9 protein-coding genes are annotated in these 25602 nt (G+C 48.4%); 7 read left to right on the forward strand and 2 right to left on the reverse strand.

The window, feature by feature from the left end; all coding sequences use genetic code 11:
- Nucleotides 1-11: 11 nt before the first annotated feature.
- The 5 genes from ftsY (at nt 12) to ACE1SE_RS01670 (ending at nt 5761) form a co-directional block, all read left to right on the forward strand.
- Complete coding sequence (ftsY, locus tag ACE1SE_RS01650; protein ID WP_374052372.1) at nt 12-1811, forward strand: signal recognition particle-docking protein FtsY; 1800 nt, start codon at nt 12-14, stop codon at nt 1809-1811.
- Between the two features lie 6 nt (nt 1812-1817).
- Nucleotides 1818-2483 carry a cell division ATP-binding protein FtsE gene (gene ftsE, locus ACE1SE_RS01655; protein WP_074024812.1) on the forward strand — a complete coding sequence of 222 codons (666 nt, stop codon included), beginning with the start codon at nt 1818-1820 and terminating at the stop codon, nt 2481-2483.
- Nucleotides 2476-3450, forward strand: coding sequence for a permease-like cell division protein FtsX (ftsX, locus tag ACE1SE_RS01660; protein ID WP_374052373.1), 975 nt, complete (start codon nt 2476-2478; stop codon nt 3448-3450). Before ftsE ends, ftsX begins: the two co-directional genes overlap by 8 nt.
- A 199-nt stretch (nt 3451-3649) precedes the next feature.
- Complete coding sequence (gene rpoH / locus ACE1SE_RS01665) at nt 3650-4507, forward strand: RNA polymerase sigma factor RpoH (protein WP_374052374.1); 858 nt, start codon at nt 3650-3652, stop codon at nt 4505-4507.
- A 120-nt stretch (nt 4508-4627) separates the two neighbouring features.
- Complete coding sequence (locus ACE1SE_RS01670; RefSeq protein WP_374053562.1) at nt 4628-5761, forward strand: glycerate kinase; 1134 nt, start codon at nt 4628-4630, stop codon at nt 5759-5761.
- 15 nt (nt 5762-5776) lie between these two features.
- On the opposite strand, the gene ACE1SE_RS01675 is transcribed toward ACE1SE_RS01670, so the two are convergent.
- Complete coding sequence (locus ACE1SE_RS01675; protein WP_374052375.1) at nt 5777-6991, reverse strand: MFS transporter; 1215 nt, start codon at nt 6989-6991, stop codon at nt 5777-5779.
- 137 nt (nt 6992-7128) lie between these two features.
- Here ACE1SE_RS01675 and ACE1SE_RS01680 point away from each other — a divergent pair, with 137 nt between their 5' ends.
- The gene (locus ACE1SE_RS01680) at nt 7129-7599 is read left to right on the forward strand and encodes a MarR family transcriptional regulator (protein WP_374052376.1); all 471 of its coding nucleotides are present in this window, start codon (nt 7129-7131) and stop codon (nt 7597-7599) included.
- 102 nt (nt 7600-7701) lie between these two features.
- Here ACE1SE_RS01680 and ACE1SE_RS01685 read toward each other — a convergent pair whose 3' ends face one another.
- The gene (locus tag ACE1SE_RS01685; protein ID WP_374052377.1) at nt 7702-8004 is read right to left on the reverse strand and encodes a helix-turn-helix domain-containing protein; all 303 of its coding nucleotides are present in this window, start codon (nt 8002-8004) and stop codon (nt 7702-7704) included.
- 2000 nt (nt 8005-10004) lie between these two features.
- Here ACE1SE_RS01685 and ACE1SE_RS01690 point away from each other — a divergent pair.
- On the forward strand, nt 10005-25568 hold the full coding sequence (locus tag ACE1SE_RS01690; RefSeq protein ID WP_445082108.1) for a non-ribosomal peptide synthetase: 15564 nt from the start codon (nt 10005-10007) through the stop codon (nt 25566-25568).
- The last annotated feature ends 34 nt before the right edge of the window (nt 25569-25602 follow it).

Raw genomic sequence — 25602 nt, forward strand, 5'->3', positions numbered from 1 at the left:
TGTAGTGGCCGATGGCAAAAGAGAAAAAAAGAGGTTTCTTCTCTTGGTTTGGACTTGGTCGTCAAGATAAGAAACAGCAAGAGGAACAGGCTGAACCAGAAAGAATTGCTACGGAAGAATCTGCCCGTCGCGCAGCAGAAGAAGCGGAGCAGCAGCGTTTAGCGGAAGAAACCACCCGTCGCGCAGCAGAAGAAGCGGAGCAGCAACGTTTGGCGGAAGAAGCTGCCCGTCGTGCAGCAGAAGAAGCGGAACAGCAACGTTTAGCGGAAGAATCTGCCCGTCGTGCAGCAGAAGAAGCGGAGCAGCTGCGTTTAGCGGAAGAATCTGCCCGTCGCGCAGCAGAAGAAGCAGAGCAGCAACGTTTGGCGGAAGAAGCTGCCCGTCGTGCAGCAGAAGAAGCGAAGCAGCAGCGTTTAGCGGAAGAAGCCGCCCGTCGCGCAGCAGAAGAAGCGGAGCAGCAACGTTTGGCGGAAGAAACCGCCCGTCGTGCAGCAGAAGAAGCGGAACAGCAACGTTTAGCGGAAGAAGCCGCCCGTCGTGCAGCAGAAGAAGCAGAGCAGCAACGTTTAGCGGAAGAAGCCGCCCGTCGTGCAGCAGAAGAAGCGGAGCAGCAACGTTTGGCGGGAGAAGCTGCCCGTCGCGCAGCAGAAGAAGCGGAACAGCAACGTTTAGCGGAAGAAGCCGCCCGTCGTGCAGCAGAAGAAGCGGAGCAGCAACGTTTAGCGGAAGAAACCGCCCGTCGTGCAGCAGAAGAAGCGGAGCAGCAACGTTTGGCGGAAGAAGCTGCCCGTCGCGCAGCAGAAGAAGCGGAGCAGCAACGTTTAGCGGAAGAAGCCGCCCGTCGTGCAGCAGAAGAACAGGTGTTACCTAAGGAACAAGAACGGCCAACTAAAGAAGGATTCTTTGCTCGTCTGAAACGCAGCTTAGTTAAAACCCGTCAAAATCTTGGCTCCGGCTTCTTGGGACTATTCCGCGGCAAGAAAATTGATGATGATCTGTTTGAAGAGCTGGAAGAGCAGTTATTGATTGCAGATGTGGGTGTTGAAACTACCCGTAAGATCATTACTAACTTGACAGACCACGCCAGCCGTAAAGAATTGAAAGATGCGGAAGCGCTTTACTCTAAACTGAAAGAAGAGATGTCAGACATTCTGGCGAAAGTTGATAAACCGCTAGAGATCGAAGGCAAATTACCTTATGTCATTCTGATGGTGGGAGTGAATGGTGTTGGTAAAACGACCACTATTGGTAAATTGGCACGTCAATATCAGTCCCAGGGCAAATCCGTCATGTTGGCGGCTGGAGATACCTTCCGCGCAGCCGCAGTAGAACAGTTACAGGTTTGGGGAGAACGCAACAAAATTCCAGTGATTTCCCAACATACGGGAGCAGATTCAGCGTCAGTGATTTTTGACGCCATCCAGTCAGCCAAGGCTAAAGGTATTGATGTCCTGATTGCAGATACCGCCGGGCGCTTGCAGAACAAATCTCATTTAATGGAAGAGTTGAAAAAAATCGTTCGAGTGATGAAAAAACTGGACGAAGATGCACCTCATGAAATTATGCTGACTCTGGATGCCAGCACAGGTCAAAATGCAGTAAGTCAGGCTAAACTATTTCATGAAGCTGTGGGATTGACGGGTATTTCACTGACCAAACTGGATGGTACTGCAAAAGGCGGAGTTATCTTCGCGATTGCCGACCAATTTGAGATCCCAATCCGCTACATTGGTGTGGGTGAAGGCATTGAAGATCTCCGTCCATTTAAGGCAGACGATTTTATTGAGGCTCTTTTTGCCCGAGAGGATTAACTATCAATGATTCGCTTTGAACAGGTCAGTAAAGCCTATCTGGGAGGGCGGCAGGCGCTGCAAGGGGTGGATTTTCATCTACTTCCAGGAGAAATGGCATTTTTAACGGGTCACTCAGGGGCCGGTAAAAGTACACTTTTGAAACTTATCTGTGGTATTGAACGCCCTAGCGCAGGCCATATTTGGTTTTCTGGCCATGACATTAGCCGACTAAAATCCCGTGAGATCCCTTTTCTACGCCGTCAGATCGGCATGATTTTTCAGGATCATCACCTGCTTTTGGATCGCACCGTATACGAGAATGTCGCTATGCCGCTGATTATCTCAGGGGCAAGTGCTGAAGATATTCGTCGACGGGTATCTGCGGCGTTGGATAAGGTCGGTTTACTGGACAAAGCGAAAAACTTCCCCATTCAGCTTTCCGGTGGAGAACAACAGCGTGTTGGTATCGCCCGCGCGGTGGTGAATAAGCCAACAGTATTGCTGGCAGATGAACCGACGGGAAATTTGGATGGGGCATTATCAGAGGGGATCATGCGTCTGTTTGAAGAATTTAACCGAGTTGGCGTGACGGTTCTGATGGCTACCCATGATACCGCCCTCATTGAACGAAGGAAATATCGTATCTTGACCCTGAATCAGGGACGTATGCAAGGAGGACATCATGGCTAAGCATGTCCGTCATTCAGTGAAAAAAACACAGTCCGCAAAATCCAAATCATTAAAAGGGGGATGGCGTGTACAGTGGCGTTATGCGTGGAAAAGCACTTTGTCCGATATGTTCCGCCAACCGCTGGCAACGTTGCTGACTGTGATGGTGATAGCTATTTCACTGACCTTGCCAAGTGTGTTCTATATTGTTTGGAAAAACGTCAATCAAGCAGTGATGCAGTGGTATCCCATTCCACAACTCACGGTCTATTTGGATAAGTCACTAAATGACAATAGCGTCAAACAGGTAATTGATCAGTTGAAAGGTATGAATAGCGTCAAATCGGTCAATTACCTTTCCCGTGACGAAGCTGTAAATGAATTTCGTGCATGGTCAGGTTTTGCCAGCGCCCTAGATTTGCTGGAAGAAAACCCTCTGCCGGCAGTTGCCATCATCTCCCCTGAATTGAATTTCCAGAACTCTCAGGCATTAACAACATTGCGCGATCAAGTTGCGCAGATTAAAGGCATTGAAGAAGTCAGAATGGATGATAGCTGGTTTGCCCGCTTGACCGCGTTGGCTGACCTTGTTGGCAGAATTGCTGCCGTGATAGGTATCTTGATGGTGGTTGCGCTGCTCTTGGTCATTGGTAATAGTGTCCGGTTGAGCATCTTTAGCCGTCGTGAGACGATTAACGTCATGAAGCTGATTGGGGCAACGGATGGTTTTATTTTGCGTCCTTTCCTCAATGGCGGAGCCTTATTGGGGATTTGGGGAGCAATATTCTCCTTGATCCTCTCCTCCCTGCTGGTATGGAAACTTTCTAACGTGGTTATGGAAGTGGCAAGTGTTTTCGGTACAAGCTTTATACTGCATGGTTTGGAGTGGGATGAATCACTCTTATTAGTACTTATTTCGGGTATGATTGGTTGGATAGCTGCATGGTTTGCGACAATTCAGCATTTACGTCGTTTTAGGCCAGAATAAGGGTGTTGGTGAACTGTTGGGGTTAATTGTTGTCGAAGTCACAGTTATGGTTTTGTATTGATGTTCACACAACTGAGACGATTTGAATATGATCTTTACGGTGGTAAAATAGACGCACTTTTGGCTTGAATAAACCTCACTGGTGAATTCAGGCAAACTTGAAGGCCATCAATTTGGATCTAATTTTGAGAGAATTTGAATGACAAAAGAAATGCAAACTTTGGCATTAGTTCCACAAGGTAGTTTGGAAGGGTACATCCGTGCTTCCAATGCTTATCCTATGCTTTCTGCTGAGGAAGAGAAGGAACTGGCAGAAAGGCTGCATTATCAGGGAGATCTGAATGCAGCGAAAAAGCTGATTCTTTCTCACCTGCGCTTCGTTGTTCATATTGCCCGCAGTTATGCCGGTTATGGTCTGCCGCAAGCGGATTTAATTCAGGAAGGTAATATCGGCCTGATGAAAGCGGTTCGTCGATTTAATCCAGAAGTGGGCGTACGTCTGGTTTCTTTTGCTGTTCACTGGATTAAGGCAGAAATCCATGAATATGTATTGCGTAATTGGCGTATTGTGAAGGTCGCAACAACAAAAGCTCAGCGTAAGCTGTTCTTTAATTTGCGCAAGGCTAAACAACGTCTGGGATGGTTCAATCAGGATGAAATTGAACTGGTTGCCAAAGAATTGGGCGTGACCAGTAAAGATGTCCGAGAGATGGAATCCCGTATGTCAGCGCAGGATATGGCATTTGACATGTCCTCTGATGATGACAATCATGATAGCCATCCAGTGGCTCCGGTGCTGTATTTGCAAGATAAGGCTTCTGACTTTGCTGATGGCATTGAAGAAGATAACTGGGAAACTCACGCTGCGGATAAACTTTCTGTGGCGATGGAAGGGTTGGACGAACGTAGCCAAGACATCATTCGTTCTCGTTGGTTGGATGATGACAATAAAACCACCTTGCAAGAATTGGCAGATAAATATGGCGTATCTGCTGAACGTGTTCGACAGCTAGAAAAAAATGCGATGAAGAAATTGCGACTGGCGATTGAAGCGTAATTTCTTATCTGAGCAAAACTTGCAGGATTAAAAAGCGATAATTTGTTTATCGCTTTTTTTATGCGCGCAAAATAAGCAGTAAAATAGTAATCAGCGTCAAAGAGCCGAGGAAATTCCATGATGAAAATTGTGATTGCCCCTGATTCATTTAAGGAAAGCTTGAGTGCCCTGCAGGTGGCGCAGGCAATAGAACGGGGATTTAAGGAGATTTATCCACAAGCAGACTATATCAAGCTGCCCATGGCGGATGGCGGAGAAGGGACAGTAGAATCACTGGTGGCTGCAACTGGAGGAAAACGTATCGTGTGTACTGTCACTGATCCTTTGGGGCAACCTGTTGAGGCATTTTTTGGTCTGCTTGGTGATGGAAAAACCGCAGTGATTGAAATGGCTGCCGCCTCTGGTTTGCACTTGGTGCCAATGGAACAGCGTAATCCTTTGATAACGACGAGTTATGGAACGGGAGAATTGATTCTGGCTGCGCTGGAACAAGGGGTACACAAACTGATTTTAGGCATTGGCGGCAGTGCAACTAACGATGGTGGTGCAGGTATGATGCAGGCACTTGGTGCGAATTTATTAGATGGTGATAGTCGTATTTTGCCATTCGGCGGCGCGGCATTAACTCGGCTGGAAGGTATTGACTTAACGAACCTTGATCCACGTCTCAGGCAAATTGAATTTACCGTGGCTTGTGATGTAAATAATCCATTATGTGGTGAACAGGGAGCATCAGCGGTGTTCGGTCCACAAAAAGGCGCGACACCGGAGATGGTGAAATCGTTAGATTCTGCATTGCGTCATTATGGTATGAAAATAGAATCCCTGACGGGAAAAAGCGTGATTGATGCTGCTGGTGCTGGTGCGGCTGGAGGGATGGGCGCATCCTTATTGGGATGTCTGGGAGCAAGATTACAGTCAGGTATTGAAATTGTTATTGAAACCTTGCAACTGGAAGAAGCAATTCAGGGTGCGGATCTGGTCATTACGGGAGAAGGCCGTCTGGATAGCCAGACCATATACGGTAAAACGCCCATTGGTGTTGCCCGCGTTGCGAAAAAGTTTGGCATTCCCACCATTGCGTTAGTTGGGGGAATGAGCAGGGACTATCACGTTGTGCATCAGCATGGGCTGGATGCGGTCTTTTCCATCATACCGGAGGCTTGTTCCCTTGCTGATGCCCTTGCCAATGGTGCCGATAATTTGCAGGTAACGGCACGGAATATTGCAGCAATTTGGGCTATTTCCCACTAAATTGCCTTATGAGCGCTATCGCCGTTTATTGTGCCGCTGAGTCATGATGGCAGTGAAACCGATAGATACAGTAAATAACAACGCTCCCATTAAAAACACCCATTCATAGTGGTTATTGAATAATAAGAAACTGCCAATCATTGGGCCAACAGCCATTCCCATATATCGAATAAAATTATAAAGCCCAATTACAGTTGCCCGTTCTTCCACAAATGTTGTTAACAGTAAAGCGGCATGTGTAGGTGTCGATATCCCCAGCGTGAAACCGTATAAAGCTGTGACACTGATTAACGTGGGAATGCCGAATCGATATGTGATGGAAAACAACAGGATTAAAGCCAGATTTAGCAAGCTGCTGATAATCAGGCCATTTATCTGAGATAACCGATGATGGAGTAAACGATAGCTATAGCTGCCAACAATCATTGCCAGTGATATGGGAATATACATCCAACCGATATTAGCAGGGCTGAAATCATATTCATGGTTTAAGATGATGGGTAAAAAAGTCAAAAAACAGAAATAACAATAGAACAGCATAAAGCCAATACAGAAAACGGATTGTGCGATGCGATTTGACAAAATTTGGCCGAACTGCCAAAACACCCTTTTGGCATTTGCTGGCTGTTTTGGCTTATTTTCTGGTCTGGCTTCGGGTTTAGTTTCTGGTAACCAAAGCAAATTGCTGATAAGTATTAGCCCACCGATAACAGTAATAAATTGGAAAATCGCAATATATCCGTTTAATTCGGCTAAATAGCCGCCGAGCAACGGTCCCAAAGCAGGCGTCAGCGTTAACAACATCTGATAAGCACTGATGGCTTTGGCACGATGTTGCTCTTCATACAGATCACCAATAATTGTTGCTGCAATAACAGGAATTGCGGCAATCCCAATAGCCTGAATTATTCGAAAGGCAATCAGCCAATAAATATCGGAAGCCATCGCACAACCAATAGATCCAATGACAGAAATAGTCAGAGCAGGAAATAAAATAGCTTTACGACCTTTACTGTCCGCTAATGGACCATACACAATTTGCATAATAGCTAAAACAAATGTGAATGCTGATACAGTCAGGTTGACTAAAGGCAGAGGCGCATTGAATAGCTCCTGTATGGTTGGAATAACGGGAACATAGATATTTTGTGCAAGAGATCCGAATAGGGCACTGAAGCATACCAGATAGAAGATCACGTTTACATTACGAATTGAGTTACGTCTATTCATTTTTTTCTCCTTTTTGTTTCCTGGGAAACAATGTGAAGATTAATAAACGGGGGGATTTTGTAAAGATTTTTTTCTTCTTTTTTTGTTATGATGCAAATAATATTTTCCTTGGAAACATTATTTCGGAAAAGTCGTAAATGAGTAACAGTACAATTTACCAACGTGAGATACTTGCTGCAGTGAATCACTTGATACATCTAAAAGACAGTATTAAGAGAGGGCATAATGAAGAGACACTCCGCGAATATGGACTCAGTGGCTATTCATTGTCTGAATTACATGTGATCCAGTGTATAGGAGAATCGGTATTATTAAATATCACAAATATCAGCCAGGCGTTGGGAATGACCAAGGGGGCTATCTCAAAAATCTGTGCAAAACTTCTTCGGCGCTCTATCGTTGAAAAACTGAAAATGGTAGATAACCAGAAAGAAACCTATTTCAGCCTCACTGACGAAGGGAAGCAGATATTTTCTGCGCATGAAAAATTGCATCGGCAAATAGAAGCAAAATGGTTGCTAATATTGGAAAACTATTCGCCGGAAGAATTGTTGATCATTAGGCGATTTATTGCCGATATATCGGATATAGTGGACCACTCTCGATAATGAAATGCTGCAATATATCGTGGCATGACAAGAATCAGAAGCCTGAATGGGATAATTGAAATCAGTAAACAACAGGCTTCTGACGAACTTATCTTGCCTCATTCAACAACCATTCTTGCCTATAATTGTTTCGGCAATGGGGATATATTGATCCGTAATTTTATTAACAGTATTGTCCTCTTTCTTGACTGGTTCGCAATCTTCGAAAAACCATTGAATTGGCGTATTAAATGTATAGGCAATATAAACGAGATGAGAGAGATTGATCCGATTCACTCCCGTTTCGTAACGTGAAAGTTGCTGTTGACTGAGGCCAAGTATTTTTGCTAATGCTGTAGCAGTGATACCCAGCTCTTTCCTTTTGAGCTGAATACGTTTTCCGACTAATAAGTTTGCATTTTCCATATCTCATCCTTTTTTCATTAGTAAGTTATGGCGTTATCAAGGAGAATTGCCGAAGCTTAAAATGAGTTCGATTTTTGCCCCGCTAGTTGCTTGTAAAACAGAGCCTGCTTTGACGGATTATCGTTCACGGTATGCCTATTGTTACCATCTGATTCACCGTTTTTGTTTTCTAACATGCGCCTTGTTTTTGTAATCCTTGTCTTATGGCTACCTCTGCATATTTTTTCGGTTGAGTTACCGATACAGCGTAAACAGAGTTTCTGTGCTCCTTGTATGAAAGATAACCAATATGTTCCTGATTCTTATTTTATGGGATTTTTTATATTTAAAATAATTTTATTATGTTGATTTTTAATGATTTTTAGTCGATTTATTAAGGTAAACATGCAAAAGACAGTGAATTTTTGTCTAACCTCATATTTGTTGATATATATCATTCTTGTTGATGATTTTCTTGAGGTTATAAACCGGACAAAATATACCAAACTGTCTAGTTTAGATTTATAATCCGTATGGGTGTCACTATGTAGAATTAAATTTTGGATATGTAATGCTTTTAAAACATTAATTCTGGATGATCTGGCAATACTTGACTGGCATCAAGTAATATTTTTTCACCATCATCATTATGGTGATGCAACAAAATATGTGAATAACAAAAAAAATTCATATATTATAATTGCTTAAGCGGAATGATTTGCAGTATATAATGAAATTTGACTTAGGTTAAATTATGTAGGATTATGTTTACAGTTTGGTATAAATTGTTTTGTTTTTTAATAAAATTTTATTTATTTGACTTATGTAAAGGTATTTTGATGTTTTTGTGGGTTATTTAGGCAGATTTGCCCTATTTTCATTAAAAATATTATTTACCATTACCTTTTCCACTAAATTGACTTTTAATTCGCCTAAAAACGAGGTTTACTCGCATTTTTGCGTTTTTTGAAAACGGCAAGAGTATTCCTTACGAGATATTGAGCGATATCTTTATTTTCCTAATAAAAACAATGAAATATAAATTTTCTTGGTGGACGCCTGTTTTATCAAGTTGCATTCTGTTTTTCTTTGAAGATTTATCTATGGAAAATAACGGGTATTGAAGTGTTTTTTCGACATATCACATTAAAATTGAAAAAAAGCTGTTATACAAGGTTCCCAGAAATACCATTGTGGTTGGAAACATCGCAGCCGATAGGGCTGCAATATGGAAGGGAAGGAGGAATTAAGTTATCGCATTTCGTATCATAACGGAAACATGAAATTAAATAGACAAACTGATTTATGGAATAAAACCGAAAATAACCTCAAATTTATCGATTATTTCACTGAGAACTTATACAAAAATTAGTATTTATTTGAAATTATTTTATTTCGGTATTAAATATAATTGGCATTTACATTTACATTAGTTGTGTGATTTGATTATTATAAAATAACATGTAGTTAATCTGGTTTATGTTTTATATGGGATAATATACATGCACTTATTATAACAATATGATAAATGAAGATTTTATTTGGTTTGCCTTGTTCCTTGGTTGTTAGTGGCTATTTATAAATATAAGCATTTCATTTTATCTGAAATAATTTCAGTCAAATACTAAATGGAAAAAATACAGCAAGGACTTAGCGCTCATGCCAGTAGATATATTCAATAGATCCATTTTTATTTAGTTGTGGAATTTAGCGTAATAAAAAATTGATGTAGATCAAAAACGCTTATCTAAAAAACAGGGAAAAAATGGAATGCCTTCTTATGATTCATCAAATGAATCATTTATTCCATTGTCTGGAAAATTATTGTCACATCATTTTTGGTTGTGCGGTTATTAACCGGACTATGACATCCAGCGCCTGAGAAAAATATTGTCTGAGTATCTTTCGATGCTTGGCGTGCCCGTTGTTATTTCTCCGAAAAGTAAAAGAAAAATATTTGTGATGGTTGCTGGGAATAACAGTTTTCAAATATCCGATAGATTCGTTGAGGTAGTAAGCAAATGAAAGACAGTATTGCCAGCAAGGAAAATCCCCTTAAAGTGGGGTTGCTGGAAACTTGGAATGCCACGGAAACCCCATATCCTGATCATGTATGTATTCACCAGCTGTTTGAACAACAGGCAGAAAAAACCCCGACTGCCACTGCGTTAATCGCAGGGGATCAGCTCCTGAGCTATGCAGAACTGAACGCCCGAGCCAACGGGCTGGCTTGTCAATTGATTGAACAAGGGATTTGTCTGGGTGACCATGTAGCGATCTTGTTAGAACGCTCAATTGAACTGGTGGTGGCTCAGTTAGCTATCCTTAAGGCTGGGGCGGTTTATGTTCCTGTCGATCCCAACGTACCGAATGAACGGAAAAACTGGCTAATAAACGATTGTGCTGCCAAATTACTGCTGACTGATATGCAGACGGAAATCCCGGCTGAATTGGTTATCCCGCGGCTCCGTCTTACCTGCGAGACAGAACCGATCAGGGCAGAAGATCACCGTAACCTTGATTTATTGGGTGTCAGTACCGGGCCGGCGTATATCATGTACACCTCCGGTTCGACGGGTATACCAAAAGGGGTCATCGTGCCTCATCGGGCTGTCGTCCGGTTGGTTATCAATAATGGCTATGCTGACATCAAACCTAATGACCGGATTGCTTTCGCCGCTAATCCTGCTTTCGATGCCAGCACTTTCGAAGTTTGGGCACCACTGCTTAATGGTGCTGCGCTGGTAGTTATTGATCATACCACGTTGCTGACGCCGCGGGATTTTGTCCAGGCGTTACAGGCGCATTGCATTACGATTCTGTGGATGAGTGTCGGATTGTTTAACCGGCTGGCGGAGGAACTATCTCCGGTGCTACCTCAACTTAACATGCTGCTAGTCGGGGGAGATGTCCTCGATCCGCATGTCATTGCTCAAGTACTGCGTAAAAACCCGCCACAAAAATTATTGAATGCCTACGGTCCGAGTGAGGGAACCACGTTTACCACGACCTACCTTATTCACGGATTAACATCGGGTACGACTTCTATTCCTATTGGGCGACCTATTGCCAACACCCGGATTTATTTGCTGGATACTGACGGTCAGCCGGTGTCATTGGGAATGACTGGTGAGATTTATATCGGGGGTGACGGAGTGGCTTGCGGTTATCTCAATCGCCCTGAATTGACCGCTGAACGTTTTCTCTCCGATCCATTTAGCGATAAACCGAATGCGCGTATGTACCGCACCGGAGATTTGGCTCGCTATCTGCCGGATGGCAATCTGGAATTTTTGGGTCGTAATGACCAACAGGTGAAAATCCGTGGATTCCGAATTGAACCGGGGGAAATTGAGGCTCGACTGGTGGAATATCCGGCGATACGTGAAGCTGTGGTGCTGGCGTTAGGAGAGGGGCAGGACAAACAACTGGTTGCCTATGTGCTGACCCAAGAGAATGACAAATTGGCCGCTCGCCTGCGTGAACACCTGAGTGCACGGTTGCCGGATTATATGATACCGGTGGCTTTTGTGCGTCTGGATGAATTCCCATTGACAGCGAATGGTAAATTGGATCGCCGGGCGTTGCCGACACCGGGGGAGAACGCCTTCGCCCGTCAGGTTTATGAAGCGCCGCTAGGAGAGAAAGAGATTATTCTGGCAACCCTTTGGCGCGAATTACTGGGTATTGAGCGAATTAGCCGACATGACAGTTTCTTTGCGTTGGGCGGTCACTCTTTGCTCGGCGTACGGATGATTGAACGCCTGCACAATCTGGGATTGACACTGGCCGCCCGTAACCTGTTCCAGTGTCCGGTGCTGTCAGAATTGGCCCAGACATTGGAGCAACATCAGGCTGTAGCCGTTCCGCCGAACGTCATTACCCCAGCGACCACCGTGCTGACACCCGCAATGTTGCCGCTAATTGATCTGACCCAGTCTGAGATTGACCACATTGTTGAACAGGTGCCGGACGGGATCGCTAATGTTCAGGATATCTATGCCCTGTCGCCGTTGCAGGACGGTATCTTGTTCCATCATCTGCTGGCGAAAGAAGGTGATCCCTATCTGCTGGCCTATCCGATGATTTTTGCTGATCGGGCACTGCTGGATCGCTATCTGGCGGCAGTGCAACAGGTGGTTGATCGCCATGATATCCTGCGAACCGCATTTATCTGGCAGGGATTATCTGCACCGGTGCAGGTGGTTTGGCGTCAGGCACCTTTATCGGTTACTGAACTGGCTCTGGATCCGGCTGATGGGCCAGTGGGTGAGCAATTGGCGCACCGTTTTGACCCGCGTCAGTATCGTTTTGATCTGAGCCAGGCTCCCTTGTTACGCTTTGTAGTAGCACAAGAAACAGTGGCACAGGAAACCGATGGCCGCTGGCATGTGCTGCAATTGCAGCATCACCTGATTGGCGACCATACGACAATGGAAGTAATGCACCGCGAAGTGCAGGCTTATCTGACAGGGCGGGAAGAAAACCTGTCTGCACCGGTGCCTTTCCGCAATCTGGTGGCTCAAGCCCGATTGAATATTAATCAGGCAGCGCATACTCGCTTTTTTACTGACATGTTGGCTGACGTGGATGAGCCGACACTGCCGTTTGGCCTGACCGAAGTGCATCGTGACGGTTCGCAGGTCACACAATCGCACCGGATGTTATCGCCGGAGTTAAACAACCGCCTTCGTCAGCAGGCAAAACACATGGGTGTCAGTGTGGCAACCTTGTGTCATCTGGCCTGGGCGCAGGTGGTATCTCGAACCAGCGGGCAGAATAAAGTCGTGTTTGGCACGGTACTGTTCGGGCGTATGGCGGCGGGAGAAGGGGCTGACAGTGGCATGGGGTTGTTTATCAATACATTGCCGCTGCGACTGGATATAGATGATACACCGGTACACGACAGTATACGGTTGGCACAGTCCCGGCTGGCCGGATTACTGGATTATGAACATGCTTCACTGGCGCTGGCTCAACGTTGTAGTGGCGTAGCGGGTGGCACGCCACTATTTAGTGCCCTGTTGAACTACCGACATAATGAGCAGCCGCTGATCCCACATGAGGCTATACCGGGTATCGAATTTCTGGGTGAACAGGAGCGCACTAACTATCCGTTTGTGCTGTCGGTAGAGGACGGGGGGTCTACTCTGGGGCTGACTGCGCAGGTAGTAGAACCGTTTGAGCCGGATCGGATATGTGGTTATATGCAACAAGCGTTGGCAAGTCTGGCAGACGCGTTGGAGCGGGCACCGGAAACACCGGTACGGGCACTGAACATTTTGCCTGAAACGGAACGTACATTATTGCTGGAAACCTGGAACGCAACAGAAACACCGTATCCTGAGCAGTTATGCATTCATCAGTTGATTGAACAGCAGGTAGAAAAAACGCCTGACGCCACAGCGTTAGTGTATGAAGGAAAAACCCTTAGCTATGCCAAATTGAATGCTGATGCTAATCGGCTGGCTCATCAACTGATTGCATTGGGAATCAAACCGGATCAGCGGGTAGCGATTTGCATGGCAAGCACACCGGCGCGGGTGGTGGGGTTGTTGGCGGTGCTGAAAGCCGGTGGTGCTTATGTGCCGCTGGATCCCGCTTATCCGGGGGAACGTCTGGCGCATATCCTGAATGACGCTGCGCCTTCAATAATATTGGCTGATGAGACCGGACGGATGGCGTTGGGTGAGGAGGCGCTTGTCGGGCTGACTTTGGTTGATCCGAATACCTTACCTGATCAAATGGATAGCAACCCGCAGGTAGCGGCGCTGACTTCCCGTTATCTGGCTTATGTGATTTACACCTCCGGTTCTACCGGCGTACCCAAAGGGGTGATGGTTGAACATCGTGGGTTGGTCAATCTGATTCGGGATAAGATTGTCCAGTTTGGTATTCATTCCGGTAATCGGGTGTTGCAGTTCGCTTCATTTGGTTTCGATGCCAGTGTCTGGGAAACCATGATGGCGCTGACCGCCGGTGCCAGTTTGGCTATTCCGGCCGATACGGTTCGTCAGGATCCGTACCGCCTCTGGCATTATCTGGAAGAGCAAGCGGTGACGCATGCGTGTTTAACTCCGGCTCTGCTACGGGATGGGGCTGATTTACCGACGCTGACGATAAAACCGACCGTGATACTGGGCGGTGAAGCACCCAGCCCAGCGCTACTCCAGACACTAAACCGTCAGGCCACACTGTTCAATGCCTATGGCCCGACAGAAATTACCGTGTGTGCCACCCACTGGCGTTGTCCGTTAAACTATACCGAGGCATTGGCACCTATTGGGCGTCCGACGGCGAATACCCGAATTTATTTGCTGGATGACTGTGGTCAACCCGTGCCATTGGGAGCCGTGGGGGAGCTGTATATTGGGGGTGTCGGTGTAGCACGCGGCTATCTTAATCTCCCTGACCTGACTGACGAACGTTTTCTGGCTGACCCGTTTAGTGAAGCAATTGATGCGAGAATGTATCGCACTGGTGATTTGGCTCGTTATTTGCCGGATGGCAATCTGGTGTTTGTTGGTCGTAATGACCAGCAGGTGAAAATCCGTGGGTTTCGGATCGAACCGGGTGAAATCGAAGCGCGGTTGACAGAATATCCTGCGGTACGCGAAGCGTGGGTGCTGGTGCTGGGGGATGGGCAGGACAAGCGTTTGATCGCCTACGTCGTGGCGGAAGAAAACAAAGAAAACAACGAATTGGCTGCCCGTTTGCGTGAACATCTGAGCGCTATTTTGCCTGATTATATGGTGCCGGCGGCTTTTGTGCGTCTGGATGCCTTCCCGCTGACGCCAAACGGCAAACTGGATCGTCGGGCGTTGCCGGCGCCTGATCAACATGCTTTTGCCCGTCAGGTTTACGCAGCACCACAAGGGGAGATAGAAATAGCACTGGCGGCTATCTGGCGTGAATTATTAGGCATTGAGCAGATCAGCCGGTATGACAATTTCTTTGCTTTGGGTGGTCATTCACTGTTAGCGGTACGGGTCATGAATCGTATCGCTGCTTTCGGTGTTGAACTGCCGCTGGTTGCCTTATTTACATCACCGTCACTCGCGGCCTTTGCGGAGAGGATCTGCGCTCAACGTAATGAGGGAAGGAGTAGGTGGTCTGAGATTATTCCCGTACCCCGTGATGGTGCGTTACCGCTGTCATTCGCTCAACAGCGTTTGTGGTTTCTGGCGCAGTTTGATGGCGTCAGTGACACTTATCATATTCCGCTGGTACTGCATTTGCGGGGTCGGCTTAATATTACCGCCTGGCAGCAGGCGCTGAATCGTCTGTTTGCCCGTCACGAAGCGCTGCGTTCAGTCTTTATCATGGCTGACGGTCAGCCTCAGGTTGAATTGCTGCCGGCGGGATCGGGTCTGCCGGTGAAACAATACGATCTGCGTAACGTGCCTGACGTCGATGAGCAACTTAAACTTCTGTGCGCACAGGAAGCAGAAACGCCGTTTGATCTTGCCCGTGATCCCTTAATCCGTTGTGCATTAATACAACGGGCTGATGAAGATTACGTCTTCTTGCTGACTCAGCATCACATTGTGTCTGATGGCTGGTCTTTAGGGATATTGAAATCAGAACTGAGCGCCCTTTATTCGGCTTGCTTGCATGAACAGCCTGATCCATTGCCCTCGCTGCTTATTCAATATCCTGATTATGCCGCTTGGCAGCGTAAGGTATTTTCTGTTGAAGGGTTGCAGGCGCAAAGTGATTACTGGCGTCATACACTAGCCGATGCCCCGATATTGCTGGAATTGCCGACAGATCGCCCCCGTCCATCCCGACAATCATTTACCGGCGGTCGGATACCTGTGCAGATTGATGCCACGTTGGTACAGGCTCTGAAACAGTTGGGACAACAACACGGCACCACATTATTTATGACATTGCTGACTGCCTGGGCGGCACTATTGTCGCGTCTGTCCGGACAGGATGATCTGGTGATCGGTATACCCAGCGCCAACCGCAACCGGCGGGAGATCGAGCCGCTGATCGGATTCTTTGTCAATACTCTGGCATTGCGCATTGATTTGTCCGCTACACCGGATATGGTCACACTACTCCGGCGTGTGCGACAGACAATACTAGACGCACAGGCGCATCAGGATCTGCCTTTCGAGCAGGTGGTTGAGATCGTACAACCGCCCCGCAGACCGGAACATACCCCGTTATTTCAGGTGATGTTTGCCTGGCAGGAGAGTGACACAGAAGAGTGGCAACTACCGGGGTTAGCGGTGACACCCGTCGTACAGGGATACGATATCGCTAAATTCGATCTGCAACTGGAATTGACGGAGAAGGCGGGTGAGGTTGTTGGGGAACTGAATTATTCTTCTGCCCTGTTCGATCCTGAAACGATTGAAAGACAGGTCGGCTATTTGCAGGCTCTACTACGGGCGATGGTGAACCATCCTCAACAATCAGTCACGACCGTGGATATTTTGTCATCCACTGAGCGGACATTATTGCTGGAAACCTGGAATGCGGTCGTAGCGCCGTATCCTGAACAGTTGTGTGTTCATCAGTTGATTGAACAACAAGTAGAAAGAACCCCGCACGCCATCGCGGTAAAGTATGAAAACCAGACGCTCAACTATGCTGAATTAAATGCCCGCGCCAACCGATTAGCGCATAAACTGATGGCATTAGGGGTAATACCCGACCAACCGGTCGCCATTTGTGTGGCACGATCACCGGAGAGAATAGTGGGATTGCTGGCGGTGTTGAAAGCGGGCGGGGCTTATGTGCCATTGGATCCGGCTTATCCGGGTGAACGTCTGGCTTATTTGCTTACTGATGCTGCACCCACTGTTTTGCTGGCGGATCATATTGGACGGGCAGCATTGGGTGAAGAAGCATTGAAGTCGCTCACTGTACTCGATCCAAATAACCTGCCGGATCAGCCGGACACCGATCAACCCGATAATAACCCACAGGTTCCTGATCTCACCTCACGGCATCTGGCGTATGTGATCTACACTTCAGGCTCCACCGGCAGACCGAAAGGGGTGATGATTGAGCATCAGAGTGTGGTTGACCTGACGCTGGGACACATTGCCCGGTTTGATGTTGGTGTCAACAGTCGGATGTTGCAGTTTGCCTCATTTGGCTTCGATGCCAGCGTCTGGGAAATCATGATAGCGTTGAGCAGTGGGGCTATGCTGGTTATTCCGCCTGAAACAATCCGGCAAGACCCGCACCGTCTCTGGCATTATCTGGAAGAGCAATCGGTGACGCACGTTTGTGTGACCCCCGCTCTGCTACGGGATGGCGCTGATTTACCGGCGCTGGTGATAAAGCCGACCGTGATACTCGGCGGTGAAGCACCCAGTCCGATGCTAATCCAGACATTAAATCGTCAGGCCACGCTGTTCAACGCCTATGGCCCGACGGAAATCACCGTTTGTGCCACCACCTGGAACTGCCCGTCAGACTATACGGGGGGAGCAATTCCCATTGGTAGACCGACAGTTAATAAACGTCTCTATCTGTTGGACAAACACGGTCAGCCGGTGCCGCTGGGTGCAGTCGGTGAGTTATATATTGGCGGTGTGGGGGTAGCCCGTGGCTATCTCAATCATCCTGAGCTTACTGCTGAACGGTTCCTGACGGATCCGTTTAGTGATGACACGGATGCCCGAATGTATCGCACCGGGGATTTAGCCCGTTACCTGCCGGATGGCAATCTGGTGTTTGCCGGTCGTAATGACCAGCAGGTTAAAATCCGTGGTTTCCGTATTGAGCCGGGGGAAATCGAGGCGCACCTGACCGAACATCCATTGGTGAGTGAAGCGTTGGTACTGGCGTTAGGTGACGGTCAGGATAAGCGTTTGATCGCCTACGTCGTGGCGGAAGAAGACCACGGATTAGCTGCCCGTTTGCGTGAACATCTGAGTACTATTTTACCTGACTATATGATACCGGCGGCTTTTGTGCGTATGGATACTTTTCCGTTGACGCCGAACGGAAAATTGGATCGCCAGGCGTTACCCGCGCCTGATCAACATGCTCTTGCCCGTCAAGTTTATGAAGCGCCGCAAGGGGAAATTGAGCACGCGCTCGCCACTATCTGGAGTGAATTGCTGGAGGTTGAGCAGATTAGCCGGCACGACAGTTTCTTTGCGCTGGGGGGGCACTCACTGCTTGCTGTACGGATGATTGAACGTCTGCGGCGTATGGGGCTGGGCGTATCGATTCAAACGCTCTTCGAGCATCCGACACTCAGTGTTTTGGCTCAGTCTCTGGATCAACATTGTGAAATCAGGATACCAGACAACGGCATTACGCCGGATATGATGACGCTGACGCCAGACATGTTGCCGTTAATTGATCTGACTCAGCCGGAGATTGACCGCATAGTTGAACAAGTTCCGGGCGGAATTGCCAACATTCAGGATATCTACGCCCTGTCACCGCTACAGGATGGCATTTTATTCCACCATTTGCTGGCAAACGAAGGTGATCCCTATCTTCTGATAACCCAACAGGCTTTTGCGGATCGGTCTTTGCTGGATCGTTATCTGGCTGCGGTTCAACAGGTGGTTAACCGCCATGATATTCTGCGTACCGCTTTCATCTGGGAGGGATTATCAGTTCCGGCTCAGGTGGTTTGTCGTCAGGTTCCCTTATCGATCACAGAATTGACACTCAATCCGGCTGACAGATCGATCAGTGACCAACTGACCCAACGTTGTGATCCGCGCCAGCATCGTATTGACCTGAGTCAGGCGCCGTTGTTGCGTTTTGTTATTGCTCAGGATACTGATGGCCGCTGGCTCCTGCTGCAACTGTTACATCACCTGATTGGTGACCATACCACGCTGGAAGTGATGAACAATGAAGTGCGGGCGTATCTTACCGGACGAGGAGACTGTTTGCCTGCGCCAGTACCTTTTCGTACTTTGGTAGCTCAGGCTCAATTGGGGATCAGTCAGGAAGAACATACCCGTTTCTTTACCGATATGCTGGCGGTGGTGGATGAGCCAACGCTACCGTTCGGATTGACGGAAGTTCACCATGACGGCTCGCAGGTGACGGAATCACACAGAATGCTGCCGCCTGCACTGAATAGTCGTCTGCGTAATCAGGCACGGCGTTTAGGTGTCAGTGTGGCGGCGCTGTGTCATTTGGCCTGGGCGCAGGTGTTGTCGCGTACCAGTGGTCAGAAATACGTGGTGTTTGGCACGGTGCTGTTCGGGCGTATGCAGGCTGGCGAAGGTGCTGACAATGGTATGGGGTTGTTTATTAATACCCTGCCGTTACGGTTGGATATGGATGAAACTCCGGTGCAGGAGAGTGTACAGGCTGCCCATAGCCGACTGGCGGGATTATTAGCGCATGAACATGCATCACTGGCACTGGCGCAACGTTGCAGCGGGGTAGCCAGTGGGACACCGTTGTTTAATGCGCTGCTGAATTATCGACATAATACCCAGCCGGGCACAGCAGATGAAATCATCGGCGGAATTGAATTCCTGGGGGCACAGGAACGAACCAACTACCCGTTTGTGTTGTCGGTAGAGGATGGAGGTTCCGATTTGGGGTTGACTGCTCAGGTCGTCCAACCCTTTGATCCAGAGAGGATATGCGGTTATATGCAGCAGGCTCTGGAGAGCCTGACAGAGGCGCTTGAACAGGCGCCGGAAATGCCAGTACAGAGGTTGGAAATCCTGCCAGAAACTGAGCGCACATTGTTGCTGAAAACCTGGAACGCGACTGAAACAGCGTATCCTGACCAACTGTGCATTCATCAACTGTTTGAACAACAGGTGGAGAATGCTCCGGATGCCACAGCGTTGGTCTATGAAAACCAATCCCTTAGCTATGCGGAGTTGAATATCCGTGCTAACCGGCTGGCGCATCAGCTTATCGCGCTGGGTGTCGTGCCGGATCAACGAGTGGCGATTTGCGTGGCAAGTTCACCAGCGCGGATAGTGGGGCTGTTGGCAATATTGAAAGCGGGTGGTGCCTACGTGCCGTTAGATCCTGCTTATCTGGGTGAACGTTTGATTCATATTTTGACCGATGCTGCACCGGCTATTTTGTTGGCGGATGATACCGGACGTTCAGTATTAAATGAGCAAATACTTTCGCAGCAAATTGTTCTTGATCCGAATTCATTGCCTGATCAGCCGGATACCGATCAACCAGATAATAACCCACACGTTGCTGAGTTGACCTCTCATCATCTGGCTTATGTGATTTACACCTCTGGCTCGACGGGTACGCCGAAAGGGGTAATGGTTGAACATTGCGGGTTGGTCAACCTTATTCAGGATAAAATCAGCCAGTTTGACATTCATTCCCATAGCCGGATATTGCAATTCGCTTCATTTGGTTTCGATGCCAGTGTCTGGGAAATTATGATGACATTAGGCAGTGGCGCCAGTCTGGCTATTCCTGATGATGCTGTTCGTCAGGAACCACGCCGCCTCTGGCATTATCTGGAAGAGCAATCGGTAACTCACGCTTGTTTGACACCTGCTCTGTTGCGCGATGGCGCGGATTTACCGGCGATAACCCGCAAACCAACATTAATACTCGGCGGTGAGGCTCCTGGTGTGGCCTTGCTTCGGGCACTGAATGGTCGGGCAACGGTATTCAATGCCTATGGCCCGACAGAAATCACCGTTTGCGCCAGCGCCTGGCGTTGTCCATCAGACTATCAGGGGGGATTCATTCCGATTGGACGTCCGACGGCCAACACCTGTGTTTATCTGTTGGATACCTGCGGTCAGCCGGTTCCATTGGGAGCGGTGGGGGAATTGTATATTGGGGGTGCCGGTGTTGCCCGTGGCTATCTCAATCGTCCTGAACTGACCCGCGAACGCTTTCTTGCTGATCCGTTTAGTGACGCAGCCAATGCACGGATGTATCGCACCGGGGATTTGGTTCGTTACCTGCCGGATGGCAATCTGGTATTTATCGGTCGTAACGACCAGCAGATTAAAATCAGGGGTTTCCGAATCGAACCGGGGGAAATTGAAGCTCGGTTGACAGAACATGCCGCAGTACGGGAAGCGCAGGTATTGGCATTGGGTGATGGGCAGGACAAACGTCTGATTGCCTATGTAGTGGTAGAAACGGTGGTGGCAGAAACGGATGACGGGCTGGTTAACCGTCTGCGTGAACATCTGAGCGCGTCATTGCCTGACTACATGATACCGGCGGCCTTTGTACGTCTGGATGCATTCCCGCTGACACCTAACGGCAAACTGGATCGTCGGGCACTACCGATGCCAGGGGAAGAAGCCTTTGCCCGCCAGATTTACGCGGCGCCACAAGGGGAAGCGGAAACCGCCCTCGCCGCGATTTGGCATGACTTGCTGGGCATTGAGCAGATCAGCCGACATGATAGTTTCTTTGCATTGGGTGGCCATTCATTGCTCGCGGTGCGTATGGTCGAACGTTTGCGTAATCTGGGTTTTACACTGGCAGTACGCGATCTGTTCCAATCCCCTGTATTGTCTGAACTTGCTCAAACCTTGAAACTGAATCAGGGCGAATGCGTGCCTGCCAACGTCATTACGCCAGCAACAACGAAGCTGACACCGGAAATGTTACCGTTGATTGATCTCACTCAGCCTGAGATTGATCACATCATCGAACAGATACCGGGCGGGATTACCAATATTCAGGATATCTATGCGTTGTCGCCGTTACAGGACGGTATTTTGTTCCACCATCTATTAGCAAACGAAGGTGACCCGTATTTGCTGGCGGGTCAGATGGCTTTTGCCGATCGGTCTTTGCTGGATCGTTATCTGGCTGCGGTGCAACAGGTTATTGATCGCCATGACATCCTGCGTACTGCTTTTATCTGGGAAGGATTATCGGTTCCTGCTCAGGTGGTGTGCCGTCAAGTGCGATTATCGGTGACTGAATTGACACTGGATCCCGCCGACGGGTCAGTCAGCGACCAGTTAGCTCAACATTTTGATCCGCGTCGGTATCGTATTGATTTGGGGCAGGCGCCGTTGCTGCGTTTTGTCGTGGCACCGGAGAGTGATGGCCGCTGGATTGTACTGCAACTGATGCATCATCTGATTGGTGACCATACCGCGTTGGATGTGATGAGCAACGAAGTTCAGGCCTATCTTGATGGACAGGAAAACGATTTACCTGCGCCGGCACCTTTCCGCAATCTGGTGGCACAGGCTCGGCTGGGGGTAAGTCAGGAACAACATATTCGTTTCTTTACCGACATGTTGGCTGAGGTGGATGAGCCTACGTTGCCGTTCGGATTGACAGAGGTTCATCATGATGGCTCACAAGTTACAGAATCGCACCGGATGTTGACCGCAGAGCTGAACGAACGTTTACGCAGCCAGGCTCGGCATCTGGGCGTTAGCCTGGCTGCCTTGTGTCATCTGGCCTGGGCGCAAGTGTTGTCGCGTACCAGCGGACAGGAACAAGTGGTATTCGGCACCGTATTGTTCGGGCGTATGGCAGCCGGTGAAGGTGCAGACAATGGCATGGGATTGTTTATTAATACCCTGCCGCTACGGCTGGATATGGATAATACGCCGGTACGGGACAGCGTACAGGTGACACATCGCTGGCTGGCGGGATTATTGACACATGAACATGCGTCACTGGCGCTGGCTCAACGTTGCAGTGGCGTACAAGGTGGAACCCCACTGTTCAGTACCTTGCTGAACTATCGGCACAATGCATTGCCGACGGCTTCGAATGAAATCATGGACGGTGTTGAATTCCTTGGCGCACAGGAGCGAACCAACTATCCGTTTACGCTGTCAGTGGAAGATTTTGGTGAAGCGCTAGGTTTAACCGCGCAAATTGTCCAGCCATTTGATCCAAAGCGGGTATGTGGTTATATGCAACAGGCGCTGGAAAGTTTGGTGGAAGCACTTGAACAAGCGCCAGAAACGCCGGTGCAGATGCTGGAAATCCTGCCTGAGACAGAGAAGAATTTATTACTGAAAACCTGGAACGCGACTGAAACAGCGTATCCTGACCAACTGTGTATTCATCAACTGTTTGAACAACAAGTGGAGAAAAACCCTGATGCCACGGCGTTGATCTATGAAGAGCAAGTTTTCAGTTATGCGGAGCTGAACGGCTATGCTAACCGGCTGGCTCACCAATTAATTGAACTGGGTGTCCAGCCTGATCAACGGGTAGCAATTTGTGCGAAACGTTCACCAGCAAGGATAGCGGGGCTATTGGCAGTGCTGAAAGCGGGTAGCGCCTACGTACCACTGGACCCCGCCTATCCGAGCGATCGTCTGGCGTATATGCTGGATGATGCCGCTCCGTGGGTAGTACTGGCGGATAATACCGGACTTACCGCATTGGGTGAAAAAGCACTGGCGAAATTAACTGTACTTGACCCGAATACCCTGCCTGACCAACCGGACAGTAATCCGCAGGTTCCTGGATTAACTTCACGGCATCTGGCCTATGTGATTTATACTTCCGGCTCGACCGGTATGCCGAAAGGGGTGATGGTTGAGCATCGTGGGTTGGTTAATCTTATTCAGGATAAAATCAGCCAGTTTGACATTCATTCCCATAGCCGGATGTTGCAATTCGCCTCATTTGGTTTCGATGCCAGCACCTGGGAAATCATGATGGCACTGTGTGGTGGTGCCACTCTGGATATTCCTGTCGACACGGTTCGTCAGGATCCATGCCGCCTTTGGCATTATCTGGAAGAACAGGCAGTGACTCATGCCTGCCTGACACCGGCTCTGCTTGGGGATGGCGCGGATTTACCGGAGATAAACATAAGGCCAACATTGATTCTGGGTGGGGAAGCGCCCAGTGCGGCGCTGCGCCAGACACTGCGTGGTCGGTTCACGCTGTTCAATGCTTATGGCCCGACAGAAATCACGGTATGTGCCACCACCTGGCGTTGTCCGGCAGATTATATCAATGTGTTAACGCCTATCGGACGTCCGACGGCCAACACCTGCGTTTATCTGTTGGATGCCAGCGGTCAGCCGGTTCCATTGGGAGCGATAGGGGAATTGTATATTGGGGGTGCCGGTGTAGCGCGTGGCTATCTCAACCGTCCTGATTTGACCGCTGAACGTTTTCTGGCTGATCCGTTTAGTCAGACACCGGACGCACGGATGTACCGAACCGGAGATTTAGCCCGCTACTTGCCGGATGGCAATCTGGTATTTATTGGCCGTAACGACCAGCAAGTTAAAATCCGGGGATTCCGTATTGAACCGGGTGAGATCGAAGCTCGGCTGACGGAGTATCCGGCGGTGCATGAAGCTATCGTACTGGCTTTGGGTGATGGACAGGATAAACGTCTGATTGCTTATGTCGTGGCGGAAGAAGATAACGGACTAGCCGCCCGTTTGCGTGAACATTTGAGTGCTATTTTGCCTGATTATATGGTGCCGATGGCTTTTGTACGTCTGAACGCATTTCCTCTGACCCCTAACGGTAAGCTGGATCGTCGGGCACTGCCGGAGCCTGATCAAAATGCCTTTGCTCATCAGGCCTATGAAGCGCCGCAGGGGGAGGTTGAGATCGCATTGGCTACCATCTGGTGTGAATTGTTGGAGATTGAGCAAATAGGCCGGTATGACAATTTCTTTGCATTGGGTGGACACTCGCTGCTCGCTATGCGGATGATAAACCTTGCCGCCGGTCGGGGTTTGATGTGTACATTGAATAACCTATTCCAATTCCCTGTGTTGGCTGAACTGGCATCAAAAATCACATTGGATCCCCTGTCCCAGCCGCAAAGCAGTGCGATACCTGTGCGGCCATTCGGGACGGAACCGCCGCTATTCTTTGTACCCAGCGGCATGAATGATTACTCCTATATCTTTGGATTGGCTCAACATATTCAGTCAGACTATCCGATTTACGCATTGCCCTGGCCGTCCATCAATGAAGAGCCGGTGTCGACTATTGAAGAGCTGGCCGCCAAAATGATCACCTTTATGAAAGCGGTTCAACCAAAAGGCCGATACCGGATCTACGGTTACTCTGCTGGTGGTGTACTGGCTTATGCCATTGCCCAACAACTTTTGCATACCGGTGAAACCGTCGATTTCCTGGGTTTGATTGATACGCCTGCCCCTCATTGTTTCAGGCAGCAGATTATTCAACCCAAACTTCAGTTTCTTGCTGAACTGGCAAAACAGTCGGATGGGGAACATGAAGAGGAGATTGCGGCATTGCATCAGAGAATTGATAAACTAAATTTGGTGCAATTTATTGCAGCGGCACAGAAACTGAAACTCTATCCGGCAAACCTGCGTCCTGACTTAATCGCAAGACGTTGGGAACAGATGGTAAATTATATGCAAATGGTCAAAGAATATGAACCACAAGCATTGGCGATAACGCTCCACCAGTTTTATGCAAGAGAACCTTATCCGCAGCTTTCTTTCGTTACGGAAACCGCATTACCCTCCTTGAGTATGGAACCATCGTTAGGCTGGAAACAGGTCATGCCTGATTCTTTGCTCCAGCTAACATCTGTACCGGGCGACCATTTTAGCCTGATGGAGGATAGTAAAAATAAAACCATTTTGGCTAAAACCCTAAGTATGGCGTTAGCAATGAATTGTGAAGCGGAGGCGGTATAATGTCAGTGATATTGCAGGAATAGTAAGCGATTAT

The organism is Xenorhabdus taiwanensis, assembly GCF_036512875.1.
Classification (GTDB): domain Bacteria; phylum Pseudomonadota; class Gammaproteobacteria; order Enterobacterales; family Enterobacteriaceae; genus Xenorhabdus; species Xenorhabdus taiwanensis.